This is a genomic window from Acinetobacter sp. S40, from assembly GCF_016624705.1.
Classification (GTDB): Bacteria; Pseudomonadota; Gammaproteobacteria; order Pseudomonadales; family Moraxellaceae; genus Acinetobacter.
On record NZ_JACVTU010000002.1, the window covers coordinates 41,287 to 55,659 of the forward strand.

Here is a 14,373-nt window from a genome sequence, read left to right on the forward strand (position 1 = left end):
AGTTTCATCCTTTTAATTGAATATTTTGCAATTCACCTTCAAAGGTATCCAATAAACTTTTTATGACAGGATCGGCCTTAAGCAGATGCTCTGCACGCTCAAATGCTTTCTGCTTACGTTCTGCTTGTTTAACAAAAGGCGTAGTATCTGAAATCTCAGCATATTGCACAGAAAACTGAGTATTTGGCCATAAAGATTTAATTTCATTTTCCAATGCATACTGAAGTTGTGAAAGCATACCTTCAAATTTCTGTGGAATTGTAAATATACATATTCCATCAATTTGCCCAGACATTAAGCCATGTTGCGCCAATTCTTGAACGGCAGGTGAAAGCTGGCTATTTCTAAACCAATATTCCCATTTTTCCAATGTCCACTCTCCTTCAAGAATCTCGATGGGAAGCTTAAGAATATCTTGTGGCATCAAATCTGAATAATCTTTAGAAATAATGTCATGATTTCCAATAGTATGGGAAACTAGACTTTCTTGAACATGTGCAGATAATAACGTCTCCGAAACCCCATTCTCTTTGATATTTTCAATCGAATTTTCTAAAATTTCTGTGGACTGGATACTATTTTCTGATGACGAAGATACTAATAATTCTGCCGAAATATTGCTCTGCAATGGTGAATCACCCAGATTTTCAATGGATTGCGGTGATAATAAATTCTGTGATGGATGCATAGAATTTAATTCTGTTGATTGCTCATCTACAGGAAAAACTTGCATTTCAGCAACGGATATAGATGACAAAGAGGGTTGTGTTTCAAATCCAATCAATTCATCTGAATTTGCATCAAATATCACAACGCTTTCTGATTCATCGATAGCAGGCGGAGGAAATGACTCTAAAGCATCCTGATCCATCGTGATCAATGGTTCTGGCTCCTCAAAGATTTGAGGCCCTTCATCAAAATTTTCAGTATTTTCTAGCGCAAAATCATCTTCAGCTTCAACGGATTGAGAAGAAGTTTTCTGAACATTTAAAATTGCAGTTGTATCAACGGGGGGCTCCGATGTCTGTGTTTCAAAATTAGATTGTATAGACTCAGATACAATCTGGACTGTCTGTTCAACAACCACTTCATCCATAGCCAAAGGACGAAAAGCCAACAAACGTAGCACACACATTTCAAAGCCTTGTTCCTGAGTCACAGCCAACTGTAATTCAGCACGACCTTTGCATGCAATTTGATAGTAAAGTTGCAAATCCTGAGCAGAGACCATTCTCGACAATGACAGAATCTTTTGATTAATTTCTTCACTATATTTAAGGCTTAATTCAGGCAAATATTGCAATAATGCCAGTTCATGTAAAGTCGAAATTAACTGGTCAAGCACCAAGGATACATCCAGTGCTTGCTGACGAAATTGCAACAATAACTGACTAACATGTGCCTGCTGGTTTTGATGAATAGCAATGATCAGATCATAAATAATCGTACGATCAATCAGTCCCAACATCTCTTTAACATCTTGGTGATGCACCTCACCCTGTCCATAAGCAATAGCCTGATCTGTTAGAGACAAAGCATCTCGCAAAGAACCTTGTGCAGACTCGGCAATCTGCCAAATTGCATCTTTATCTGCACGAATCTGCTCTTTGTCTAAAATTGCAGTTAAATGCTCAGTAATCTCATCTACAGCAAGTGGACGTAAAGTAAATTGTAGACATCGAGAAATCACGGTAATCGGAAGTTTTTGTGGGTCTGTGGTCGCAAATAAAAACTTTACATGCTCTGGTGGTTCTTCCAGCGTTTTCAGTAAAGCATTAAACGAATGCGTAGACAGCATATGCACTTCGTCAATCAAATAAACCTTGAAACGCCCCTGAGTTGGTGCATAAGGAACGTTGTCCAGCAATTCACGCGTATCTTCTACTTTGGTACGTGATGCTGCATCGATTTCAATCAGATCAATAAAACGTCCTTCATTCACCGCACGACAGGTAGCACATACTTCACAAGGCGTGGACGTTACCCCTGTTTCACAATTCAAACATTTCGCTAGAATACGTGCAATTGTGGTTTTACCCACACCACGCGTGCCTGTAAACAAGTAAGCATGATGCAAACGACCACGTTCCAACGCACTGGTCAGTGCACGTGACACATGGTTTTGCCCGACCAATTCAATAAAATTACGAGGACGGTATTTTCTAGCCAGTACTTGATACATGAATGCTCCTTGTTTGCACATAAGCATACTGTTTTTTTGTGCGATAGTGAATGAATTCAGCTAGAATCCATGCACAAGCAAATATTAAATAAACAAATTATCTTGAGTAATAACGAAGCGATGTTTGTAATCTCTTACAATAAAATTTGCAAATGATTTCTATTTACAGATATGCTCAATTAAAAGAGATAACATAAATATATGACCTTAAAATGAACCATTTACCTATTCCGATTGCATCTTCAAGATTAAATATTTTACCTTTTGAACTTAAAGACTGTCCTGATATTTATCCATATATCACCTTAAGTCTAACTCAATTTATGTCATGGGAACCCTCCCAAACTTTTGAAGAATTTGAAAATATTGGAAAAAAATGGCTACAGGCTCAAGCGTATGCGACAGATCGACATTTTGTTTTACGCGATAAAACAACACATCAATTTATCGGTTTAATTGGCATACACCGCATTCATACCCAAACACCTGAATTCGGCTTATGGATACGTGAAGACAAACATGGCAGTGGCTTTGCCAAAGAAGCATTGAAGTCGATTTATGATTGGGCCGTTTTGAACGTTAAAGCTGATTATTTTGTTTACCCTGTGGCAGAACAAAATTTTGCCAGCCGAAAACTTGCAGAAGGTTTGGGTGGAAGCATTAGCCATGTTAAACAGCAACCCAAATATATTCAGATCACTTATCACATTCCTGCACATGCAGAACACTTAAATTAAAACCAGCCTTTACGGCCTTTTAAAATTTGATCTGCACAACGCAAAGTTTCCTGCGTTAACCCCCAAAGACGATAATCACCCGTAATTGAACCAATTTTAAAATTATGGGTATATGCAAAGCTTAAATTTCGATCTGGGTCGCACCACGCTCCTGAACCATTATAACCAATATGTCCAAAGCCATTTTTGGCACGTTTGCCCATAGTTAAGACCCGATGATAGCCAAGCCGCCAATTCATTGGGATTGGCATGACCTTATCTCGTGCATAACTTTGAACGGTACTGAGTTGCTGAAATACTTCAGGTTTAATCAAGGTCTTGCCTTCCCATTGACCACGATTAGCTAACATGGCATACATCTTACTTAGGCTATTTGCAGTAAAAGCACCATTTGCAGCAGGAATAATAGCTTGAAGTCCTTCATCACTAAAAAAACTAAAATGACGCATTCCTTTAGGAATCATGGCATCCTGAAAATCCTGTGGATTTTGCCCAGTCCATGTCACTAATTTATCGGTTAATGAAGGTTTATGTGGTTTTAAAACCTTAGGTTTTTGAGCTTGCTTTTCCTGCTCTGATTTAGGTGGTTGAGGAATTAATCTTGCTACACGGGCAAGTTGCGCAGAAGGTACGCCAAAATAAGCGCCATTCAGATTTAAAGGCTGCACCAAATATGTCTGCATCAAATCTGCCAAGCGCTGCCCTGTTGCTTTTTCCAATACACCACCCACTAACCAGCCAAAAGTAAGCGCCTGATAAGCACTCCCCTGATTAATACTAAAACGAGGAGTGGCTTGTTCACATATTTTTAGCATATGCTGCCAGTCCAGCATTTCACGTGCATCTTCCAACATGTTTCGTATGTCATATAAGCCACTTTGATGACTCAGAACATGCCTAAGCGTTATCCACTCTTTCTTGTTTTTCGCAAATTCAGGCCAGTAATGCATAATAGGAACATCATATTCAAGAAAACCTTCACTGACTAAAATGTGTGCCAAAGTAGCCAATACACCCTTACCCGTTGAATAACAAACCGAAAGCGTATCTTCACTCCATTGCTCAGTGAGTGATTTTTTCCCCGTATAAATATCAACAACGTTTTCACCCTGGAAATAGACAGCTAAGGCGGCCCCACCTTGTTCAGTACGCGCATCTTGCAAACGACTAAATTGCTCTGCCAGATCGTGAAATCGCTCATCGATTAAACCATGATAATTATGTGTATTTGCAAATAGAATTTCAGTTAAACCACTCATTCTTGTTCCCTATTTTTTTCTAATTTTATATAAAAGCCCGAACTGATCAGGCTTTTGAATGTTGGGTTTTATAATGGGTTAATAGTCCCAGAAACATGCGGTTTTTGTGACTTGGCATTACGAATTAAAAAGTCAGTTTCCTGAGATTGCTGCGCAGTCAAAAACTCAACTTTAGAAGGCAAATACATTGGAAGTTTAAACCATACATCTGCTTCATAAGACTCAGGCAAATTGATATTAGCCAATGCTTTAGCCTTACTCCACATCCCATGTGCAATCGCCTGTTTAAATCCAAACGCTTTTGCTGTCACAGCATGAATATGGATCAAGTTAAAATCACCTGAAACTTTGGCATAGCGGCGACCTGTATTTTCGGCGACCTCCCAGACATGTTGAAGCTGGTAATCTGGCATTTTACTTTCTTTTTGTCTTTCGGTTCCCTTTTGCTCGGTCTTTTGACGTGATAAATAAGTTGTTAAACCTTCCATAACTACTTCATCACCGACCTTCGCTGTGGTAATGAAATCAAATTGAACTCCTTTATCGTGTGGCTTTAGCTCACCAAATTTACAGGACAAAGTTAAGTTCTCATTGACCCCAATCTTACGAGTTTGTTTAAGCTGATTGCGTATATGAACCAAGCCTAGAATCGCAAAAGGAAATGCTTCTGTAGTCATCATATGCATTTGTAAACTTTGAGACAGTACTGCTAAATAAATTGCGGGAATAAACCCATCATTTTTAAAGCCACAAACTTCATTATAAGCGTGCAAGTGTTTTTGATCGACTTGAAACGAATCAACCACATATTCAACTTGCGGCAAAACTTTTGGGCCTTTTGGCTTTTTAAATACCAATCCCTGAATGACTTTTGGATAAGCCAGATAGGGTTTCGGAAGCTGATTAAAATGGCGTGTATTCATGGTTGACCTTATTCAATTTTTATAGATTTAAAATGAGAATGCCCTCTCCTTAAACTCAAAAAGAGAGGGTTCGTATTATTCTGTTCTCAAAGTGACCCTACACGATAGCAGCGAATTATGCACCAAGTAAACTTTGTCCACACACGCGAACAACGTTTCCATTCAAACCCGTAGACGCAGTGGATGCATACCAAGCGATTGTTTCTGCAACATCGACTGGTAAACCGCCTTGATTCATCGAGTTCATACGGCGACCAGCTTCACGAATAGCAAATGGAATTGCCGCAGTCATTTGTGTTTCAATAAAACCAGGTGCAACAGCATTGATAGTAATACCATTCTTCAAAGTTGGCGCTGTGAATTTAACTAAACCAATCACACCTGCTTTAGACGCAGCATAATTCGTTTGACCTAAATTACCCGCAATCCCACTAATTGAAGATACACAAACAATACGACCATTGGCATTTAAACCGTCATTTTCAAGCAAATAGTCGTTAATGCGTTCAGCCGCAGACAAGTTAATATTAATCACCAGATCCCAAAGCTCAGGCTTCATATTTGCCAAAGTTTTATCACGGGTAATACCTGCGTTATGGACAATAATATCCAAACCACCCTGTTTTGCAGCAGCAGCTTTAATTTTTTCACCCGCATCCGCCGCAGTAATATCCAGTCCTAAAGCTGAACCACCGATTTCAGAGGCCACACGATCCAGATCTGCTTGCTGCTGAGGAACATCAAGACAAATAACATGTGCACCATCACGTGCTAATACATGTGCAATCGCTTCGCCAATACCGCGACTTGCCCCTGTCACCAACGCTGTTTTACCAGCTAATGGCTGGTTCCAGTCTACTTTTACAACATCGGCCTTAGAAACACGAATTACTTGACCAGAAACATACGCTGAACGAGGAGATAATAAGAAACGTAAAGTCGACTCAATATTATCAGCCGCGCCTTCATCTACATACACAACCTGAGCAGTAATTCCTTTTTTGAATTCTTTACCGACAGACTTTACAAAACCTTCCAGTGCACGTTGAGCAATCGCTTGCTTTACAGTTTTTGCTGATTCCGGTGTTGTTCCGATCACGATCACTCGACCAGAGCTTTGAATCTGACGCGCTACTGGATTGAAGAATTTATATAGTTCATTTAGCTGTTCAGAATTTTGAATGCCAGAGGCATCAAAAACAACTGCTTTAAATTTAGACTCTTTGTCGCCTGAATTAAACGCACGTAAATTTAAACCCGCTTTTGCTGCTGTTTGTTGCAATTCGGCATTATTACCCGCATAACTGTCCGCATGAATATTACTCAAAACCTGTGCAATCGCGCTCGATAATGGACTTGAAGGCGCCGCACCAAACAATACAGCTCCATTAATCACTGGTTCTGCACTTTCAAAACGATCTAATACCACTGGTGATGGTAAACCTAAATTTTTTACTACAAACTTACCAAGAGGTGATTGGGTGAATGCCTGGTATTGATCAGTCATGGTTATTATCTCTCATACAAAATAATGTGTGTATAAAGCCAGCTGGATAATCGCTGTTTATATCCTTTGTTGGAAACTTGTGAACATAAAGGTTCATTGATTTGAATAAAATAATACTTGAGTTAATCTTGATATGTCTTGACCTGAATGCACTCTAGAATGTCATTCTAGTCAATACAGGTCTATTTTAATTATGTTAATGTACATCTCAAGAATATCATAAACATGCTTGGAAAAGCCTTATGAGCAAAACAACTCAAGACAATCCACAAGAGCAAACAGCAGTCACTAATTCTGCTTCGGATACTGTGTCAAATACATCAAAGCGCTCTTCACGCACGACTAAAACTGTAGCTGCGGATTCAGCTAAGGCAGCTTCAGCAACAGCAAGCAAAACTCCTGGTACCCGTACAACCAATACACGCACTAAAACAGCAGCTCCAGCCAATAAAGCTCCAGCTCGCACGAAAACTTCAACTAAAGCTCAACCTTCTGTTCAACAGGATCAACACATGAGTCAAAACGCTATTCGCCGTGTCGCCATTATTGGCGGTAACCGTATTCCATTTGCCCGTTCAAATGGTGCTTATTTTAAAGCATCTAATATGGACATGCTGACTGCTGCATTAAATGGTCTAGTTGAACGCTACAATTTACAAGGTCAACGTCTCGGTGAAGTAGTGGCTGGTGCTGTACTTAAACATAGCCGCGATTTTAATATGACTCGTGAGTGCGTGCTCAATACTGCACTTGCACCAGAAACTCCTGCTTATGATATTCAACAAGCGTGCGGTACTGGGTTACAAGCAGCATTTGCAGTGGCCAATAAAATTGCACTTGGTCAAATTGATGTAGCAATTGCAGGTGGTGTAGATACAACTTCTGATGCACCTATCGCGTTTGGTGATGGTCTACGTAAGGCATTACTTGAGCTTAATATTGCAAAAACAGGCAAAGATCGCTTAAAGGCCTTAACTAAAATTAACCTGAAAGAACTTATGGATGCGCCTAAAAACGGTGAACCGCGTACAGGTCTTTCAATGGGCGATCATGCTGCAATTACGGCACTTGAATGGAATATTGGTCGTGAAGAACAAGATGAACTCGCAGCTTCTTCTCACCATAAAATGGCCAAAGCGTATGAAGAAGGTTTCTTTGATGATTTAATTACGCCATTTATGGGTCTTGAGCGTGATAATAACTTACGTCCTGATTCATCAGTCGAAAAACTTGCGAAACTTAAGCCAGTATTTGGTAAAGGCGAAAATGCCACAATGACAGCGGGTAACTCCACTCCACTGACTGATGGCGCATCTGTTGTTTTGTTGGCTTCTGAAGAATGGGCAAAAGCAAATGGTCATGAAGTTCTAGCTTACTTAAGTTTTTCAGAAACTGCAGCAGTTGATTTTGTTGGTAAAAAAGAAGGCTTATTAATGGCTCCTGCATACGCCGTTCCACGTATGCTTGAACGTGCAGGCCTTAAACTTCAAGATTTCGATTATTATGAAATCCACGAAGCTTTTGCATCACAAGTGCTTTCTACACTTAAAGCTTGGGAAGATCCAAAGTTCTGTAAAGAACGTTTAGGTCTTGACGCACCATTGGGTTCTATTGACCGTTCTAAGTTGAATATTCATGGTTCTTCTTTAGCTGCGGGTCATCCATTTGCTGCTACAGGTGGTCGTATCCTTGCGACTGCGGCTAAAATCCTTAACCAAAAAGGTTCAGGACGTATTTTAGTGTCAATTTGTGCTGCAGGTGGTCAAGGCGTTGTAGCAATTGTAGAAAAATAATTTTCTAATCTTATAGACATTTTCCTAAAGCAGTATCCATTGGATGCTGCTTTTTTAATTTATTTCACTTCCATAGCTGACTGTTGCTTTAGAAACTGGATAGATTGATCAAATACTTCACGACTGGCTTTAAAGCGCATATTGAAATTGAAATCGTGATTAATTTTTTCCACATAATCCTTAGAATAAATTTGTGAATTTACCTCAACACCTAGTTGCTTAAGCTTTTTAATAAATGGTTTGGTCTGGCTTTGGGTTAGAAGGTCTACCTCTGTTGCACTAACATAAATAGGTGGGAATTGTGCATTAACCCAAGGATATGCCGACATTAAATCTAGCTGATGGTCGTTGGGTTGACCATAACCACTATATTGAGCAATGACACTTTCCGCTCCCCATCTGACAATTCTTCCTGCTTTTGCACTTGAATGATATAAAGTTTTTAAATCATAAACACCACTATGTAAAACTAATCCCTTTACATTTTGGGCAGGAATAGAGGCTTTCAGATCGAGTTGTTGTGCCATTTCAGGTGCATTTAGCGCAGCAACATAACTAATCACAATATTTGCTCCCGCAGAATCTCCACTAAAGAAAACTCTTGCTGGGTCTAGAGGTAATTGATCCTGATGTTGCATAACATAATCAACAGCCTGATTTAATTCTAAAACTTGTTGCGGATAAGCCGCTTGCGGAACCAAGGTGTATTCTACATTAACGACGAGAAACCCTCGATCAGCGATTAATTGTGCATAAGGCAACATCGCTTCTTTACTACCTGCAACCCAGCCTCCACCATGTACCAGAAAGATTACTGGAAGTTGTCGTTGCTCTAACTTTTCAGGATAAAGGATATCTAATCGCTGACGTGGTTCTTGACCATAATGTATATCAGTTTGGACGATCAGTTTTTGTTGAATCTGTTTATGGGCATATTGCTCAAGATATTTTACATTTTCCTGAGTTTGTTGATTATCCATCAATTTTGCAACTAATGTCGTCGGTAAATTTTGGCATCCTGTGAGTGAAGCTAAGAAGAGAACTAGGGCAAAACGTTGTACTATTATTTTCAATACCAGCCCTCCAATCTAGATGTCAAAATATAATTCTACTTAACCTTAGAATAGATTTTAAAATTGTTATTTACTAGATATAAAAGTTGATATTTATTATAGCTTATACAAATATGATCAAAATACATAAAAGAGAATCTTAAAAGAATCCACCAGTACAAAATCTTATACTGATGGATCAACTGGTATTATGTAGATAAAAGATTAAAAACGATACCCAACCCCTAAATAAGTAATGATCGGATCAATATCCATCTTGGTAGATGAGTGAATAAGTTCTCGATTGGTATTACTGTCAATGACATTAATGGTTGCTTTATTGTTCAGTTTCGCATATGAGACTGAAGCAACTGTATACCAATTAGGCGTTATATCATAAGTAAATCCAGCGGTCACAATAGGTGCAATTGCATCATCCGCATCGACATCGACCACAGGATTTGCACTCGACTTTTTGCCATCCAACGCAGCTCCCGCCTGCCCATCATGAATATTTTGGATCATATGTCCTGCTGCTTCCAAATCTGAACGTATACCTGAATTTAGCTTGATATCACTAAAATGTGCATACATTACTCCCGCGCCGACATAAGGTCTGAATTTATTGACGCCAGCCTTACCCCACTGGTATTGCGCCTCCAGTGCTGGTGTCCATGCACGTACTGATGCGGCTTTACCATATGCATCTAGATTTGTTATAGGAATATCTTGTTTCAAAGCAATGTCTGGCAAAATTTGTCCTGCCAATCCACCTGCTTTTGCAGAACCTGTCAGTGGCGCTTTGATAAACCCTTTTCCGTTAATATCGACTTTAGGAGGAATACCGCCTATAAATTGCAAGGAAACATTTTCATTTAAATAGTAGTTAAAAGTTAAACCTAAAGTATCGACATCATCGGCTTCCAATCCACTGCCTTCATTTTGCCAATGATCAATACCATTAATAGTCGCCACCCCAGAAGTCTCAGCATTTACATTTCCATTTTCATCTACAAAACCCAATAATTCTCCCACACTGGATGCATCTCCCTCTTTCTTAAACACTTCATTTAAAAAGAACTTCGTATTTGTATAACCATCACCGTCTTTAAAACTTGCGTCAGGATCCAGCACACCTAAAAAAGCTGGAATTGAAATCTCGCCGACCGCAACATTTGTACCACTGGGCACCGATGTAGAGATATCAAAGGGATTTGCTTTTCCCTGAGGCATTACATGCAACCACCCTGCGGAAACAGAGAACCTTTTAAAATCATCTGCGTGTACCAAGCCGAAAGTTGAAGTAATGCTGACAGCAAGCAATGATTGTTTGCATAGTGTAATAATTTTCATGATTCAATCCTTTTGAATTATGCAATGTAATCTTTACATTGGTCTTCATAGAGTACAAAAAAATAGAATAAAAATTAATCAAACATAGATGAACGGAAAATCACTAAGATGTTTTAAAAATTTATACAGAACATTATTCACAATAAATAATTATATTTATTAGTTACATACAAAAAATTTTAAACTAAATTTTCTTTTTTATTATCGTTTTAAATTATAGCTCTCCTTTTTTAAAATATGATATATGTCACATTTATTTATTTTAAAATTAATTGATTTATCTTCTTATTTTTACCCGAAACTGCAAGCCTCATGACTTGCAGTAAATGTAGTTTAATGCACGGGTCTTATTCCCATACTTGCTTCGACCTTGTCATAACCCCATTGGAAAATAAAGGTATAGACTAAAATACACATGGTCAGACCAAAATCCAGAACTATGGCTTGCCAAATCGTCATCTTCATAGCGTAAGCAACCATTGGAATAGTCGCTAACATAAGTCCACCCTCAAAACCAATGGCATGCAGAATACGAATTTTTATGGTTCTTTTAAGCTGATGTTTATGCTCAAATTTTTCAAAAAAATGGTTAAAAACCATATTCCATATAACAGAAGTCACCGCCATGGCAATACCGAGTGAGCCTGTTACTTCCATAGGAACATTAAAAATAAAACTTAATGCGATTGCTATGATGACCAATAGAATCACTTCATAGCTCAAGGCATGAATAATTCGTCTTTTGGAAATCAACATTTTAAAACACTCTTTTTTGTTTGCAGTAAAGCTATTTTATTTTTATAATTTTGATAAATCTAATTAGATTCTTTCAATAATTTTGACAGATGAATATCAATCAAGAACAACTAACCATTTTCAAGACTGTGATGGAAACAGGCTCTTTTTCTGCTGCTGCCAGAAAACTAGGCAAAGTTCCATCCGCAGTAAGCATGTCTATTGCTAATCTAGAAATTGATCTTAATTTAACTTTATTTGAACGGATCGGACGAGAACCCATTGCGACGCCAGAAGCGCATATACTTTATGAAAAGACGGCGCAACTTCTCATTGAAATGAATCAATGGAAACAACAAGCCCATGCCTTGAGTACAGGACTTGAATCTGCCTTAAATATTGTAATTGTATCTGAACTACTTGATACTAACTGGACAGAATATGTCAGCTTAATTTCCCATCAGTTCCCAAGCTTACAGATCAATATTATTTCTGCGCCCCAAGAAGATGCTTTAACCATGTTACTGGATCAACGTGCTCAATTGGCATGGATGTTTGAACGAGAACATCTAGATTATCGCGAACAATTTGTTGAAATAAAAAAAGAATCACTTATTCCTGTTGTCTCTAAAACACATCCTTTAGCAGACATGAAAGATATTAAATTTGAAGATCTATTACAGCAGCGCCAGATCGTCGTCGCCAGCCGTGACAACACGATTAAACCCGAGTTGTTATTTTCAAAAAATTACTGGCGCACAGATAATCACCACTCCGCTTGTATGATGATCGTTAGAAATCTCGGTTGGGGCGTTTTGCCCTCAGAAATGTTTAAAGAAAATCCTAAGCTCAAACAACAATTAAAAGTTTTAAATCTACTCGATTTTACCCCCAAATTTGAGTATTACATCGATCTGGTCTGGAGTCGTGAAAGTAAACTGGGTTCTGCTGCAAGGTACTTAATTGAGCACATTCGACAGAACAGAAAATAATCCATCGACAAGTTTTAACGTGGATTTACAATAGAATATGCTATAACTGATAGATAAATATTTTAAACTCAGAATGTTGATTGCAATGACACAGACAGCTTTAGACCAATTAAAACATGTAACTACCGTTGTCGCTGATAGTAGCGACCTTGAAGCGATTCGTCAGTTTCGTCCTCTGGATGCCACAACTAACCCATCGTTAATCACGGCTGCTGCGAGTCAGCCTGAAAATCGTGAACTGATTGAAGCCGCCTATACTCAGGCACGTCAAGAAGGCTATCAGGCAGACCAACTGATTGAACGGACTATTGATATTTTGACAGTCAAATTTGGCGTTGAAATTTTAAAACTGATTGAAGGTCGAGTCTCTACCGAAGTAGATGCATCATTGTCTTATGATACCGATGCCACTCTTCAAAAGGCGCGTGAATTATCCAAACTTTATAAAGAGTATGGCATTGATCAATCAAGAATTTTAATTAAGATTGCATCAACATGGGAAGGTATTCAGGCAGCTAAAATACTTGAGGCAGAAGGCATTGCCTGTAACTTAACTTTATTGTTTGGCTTACATCAAGCCCAAGCATGTGCAGACGCAAAAGTTACTTTAATTTCTCCCTTTGTTGGACGTATTTTAGATTGGTACAAAAAGGCTGAAAAGGTAGACCATTATCCGATCGAAAAAGATCCAGGTGTGATTTCTGTCAAGAAAATCTATAACTATTATAAACAGCAAGCTATTCAAACTCAGGTGATGGGAGCAAGTTTCCGTAGCGTCGAGCAAGTCCTTGGTTTAGCAGGCTGCGATTTACTTACAATCTCCCCTACGTTACTTGCTGAATTGAGTCAGGATAACCGTCAGGTCGAAACCGTACTTAGCCAAGAATCGGCATCAAAAGCCGAAAAAATTAATCGCGAAGATCAAACTAGAGAAAGTTTTAAAATTGAACTTGAACACGATTTGATGGCATTTCAACTCTTGCAAAGTGGCGTGGATGGTTTCATTAAAGCACGAGATCAACTCAATACTTTATTGCGTCAGTCTTTTGGAATTGATGCCGAGATTCAACCCTAATATTTGATTATTCACATATTTAAACCGATTTTTGTTATAGTACAAAATTCGGTTTTTTTATGAGTAAATGTTCGTGTTCGGGATTACAGATCTAGCAACTTACATCATTGGTACTTTGTTAATTGTGTTTTTACCGGGACCTAATTCTATTTATGTGATGTCGATTGCTTCGCGCTATGGAATTAAAACAGGTTATCGTGGTGCATTTGGTATTTTTACAGGCGATACAATTTTAATTTTATGTACTGTACTTGGGGCTGCTTCACTGATGCACGCTTTTCCATGGATATTTACTACTTTAAAAATCATAGGTGCCCTTTATCTTTCTTATTTAGGTTTTAAGCTTCTTCAAGCTAGCTATCAGCGTTGGAAAAATAAATCAGTTGAAGACATTCAAATGGCGGATTTACCAAAACTTGATCAGATCCACCCTTACCGCACTGCTTTAGGCATAAGTTTATTGAACCCGAAAGCGATTTTATTTTTCCTATCTTTTTTTGTTCAGTTTGTCGATCCTGCTTATCCTTATCCAGCACTGAGTTTTTTAGTTTTATCGATTATTTTACAATGTGTCAGTTTAAGCTATCTGACCCTCCTGATTTTTTCGGGGGTGAAATTATCTGCATTTTTTAAATCGCAACATAAAATTTCCGCGATCAGTATCTTTATGGTCGGGATTTTATTCTTTGGTTTTGGTTTAAAACTTGCGACCTCAACATTGTAATAATTTTACCTTTTGTTTAAATCATCGCCCGATTAGAATAC

The 14,373-nt window shown here is 38.4% G+C and carries 12 protein-coding genes; 5 read left to right on the forward strand and 7 right to left on the reverse strand.

From position 1 onward, the window contains the following. Window positions 1-4: 4 nt before the first annotated feature. Complete coding sequence (gene dnaX / locus IAE19_RS02755) at window positions 5-2,182, reverse strand: DNA polymerase III subunit gamma/tau (protein WP_200459417.1); 2,178 nt, start codon at window positions 2,180-2,182, stop codon at window positions 5-7. Between the two features lie 212 nt (window positions 2,183-2,394). On the opposite strand from dnaX, the gene IAE19_RS02760 reads away from it, so the two are divergent. After that, window positions 2,395-2,919, forward strand: coding sequence for a GNAT family N-acetyltransferase (locus IAE19_RS02760; RefSeq protein ID WP_200459418.1), 525 nt, complete (start codon window positions 2,395-2,397; stop codon window positions 2,917-2,919). On the opposite strand, the gene IAE19_RS02765 is transcribed toward IAE19_RS02760, so the two are convergent. From IAE19_RS02765 to IAE19_RS02775, 3 genes are all read right to left on the reverse strand, one after another. After that, the gene (locus tag IAE19_RS02765) at window positions 2,916-4,178 is read right to left on the reverse strand and encodes a serine hydrolase domain-containing protein (RefSeq protein WP_200459419.1); all 1,263 of its coding nucleotides are present in this window, start codon (window positions 4,176-4,178) and stop codon (window positions 2,916-2,918) included. The genes IAE19_RS02760 and IAE19_RS02765 overlap by 4 nt on opposite strands. A 68-nt stretch (window positions 4,179-4,246) precedes the next feature. Further along, complete coding sequence (locus tag IAE19_RS02770) at window positions 4,247-5,101, reverse strand: MaoC family dehydratase (RefSeq protein ID WP_200459420.1); 855 nt, start codon at window positions 5,099-5,101, stop codon at window positions 4,247-4,249. Between the two features lie 115 nt (window positions 5,102-5,216). Beyond that, complete coding sequence (locus IAE19_RS02775; RefSeq protein WP_200459421.1) at window positions 5,217-6,608, reverse strand: 3-oxoacyl-ACP reductase; 1,392 nt, start codon at window positions 6,606-6,608, stop codon at window positions 5,217-5,219. A gap of 242 nt (window positions 6,609-6,850) precedes the next feature. On the opposite strand from IAE19_RS02775, the gene IAE19_RS02780 reads away from it, so the two are divergent. Next, window positions 6,851-8,401 (forward strand): acetyl-CoA C-acetyltransferase, encoded by a 1,551-nt coding sequence (locus IAE19_RS02780; RefSeq protein WP_200459422.1) that lies wholly within the window; start codon window positions 6,851-6,853, stop codon window positions 8,399-8,401. A gap of 59 nt (window positions 8,402-8,460) precedes the next feature. Here the strand turns inward: IAE19_RS02780 and IAE19_RS02785 are convergent, their stop codons facing one another. From IAE19_RS02785 to aceI, 3 genes are all read right to left on the reverse strand, one after another. Continuing rightward, a complete protein-coding gene (locus IAE19_RS02785; RefSeq protein WP_227612180.1) occupies window positions 8,461-9,474 on the reverse strand; it encodes an alpha/beta hydrolase in 1,014 nt (337 codons plus the stop codon). A 204-nt stretch (window positions 9,475-9,678) separates the two neighbouring features. Beyond that, a complete protein-coding gene (locus IAE19_RS02790) occupies window positions 9,679-10,806 on the reverse strand; it encodes an OmpW/AlkL family protein (protein ID WP_200459423.1) in 1,128 nt (375 codons plus the stop codon). A gap of 333 nt (window positions 10,807-11,139) precedes the next feature. Beyond that, window positions 11,140-11,562 (reverse strand): chlorhexidine efflux PACE transporter AceI, encoded by a 423-nt coding sequence (gene aceI, locus IAE19_RS02795; protein ID WP_200459424.1) that lies wholly within the window; start codon window positions 11,560-11,562, stop codon window positions 11,140-11,142. Window positions 11,563-11,651: 89 nt separating this feature from the next. On the opposite strand from aceI, the gene IAE19_RS02800 reads away from it, so the two are divergent. The 3 genes from IAE19_RS02800 to leuE all read left to right on the forward strand — a co-directional run bounded on the left by IAE19_RS02800 (window position 11,652) and on the right by leuE (window position 14,332). Continuing rightward, window positions 11,652-12,533, forward strand: coding sequence for a LysR family transcriptional regulator (locus tag IAE19_RS02800; protein WP_200459425.1), 882 nt, complete (start codon window positions 11,652-11,654; stop codon window positions 12,531-12,533). Window positions 12,534-12,618: 85 nt separating this feature from the next. Continuing rightward, on the forward strand, window positions 12,619-13,608 hold the full coding sequence (gene tal / locus IAE19_RS02805) for a transaldolase (protein WP_200459426.1): 990 nt from the start codon (window positions 12,619-12,621) through the stop codon (window positions 13,606-13,608). Window positions 13,609-13,681: 73 nt separating this feature from the next. After that, window positions 13,682-14,332, forward strand: a complete 651-nt coding sequence (gene leuE / locus IAE19_RS02810) for a leucine efflux protein LeuE (protein ID WP_200459840.1) — start codon at window positions 13,682-13,684, stop codon at window positions 14,330-14,332. Window positions 14,333-14,373 lie beyond the last annotated feature (41 nt).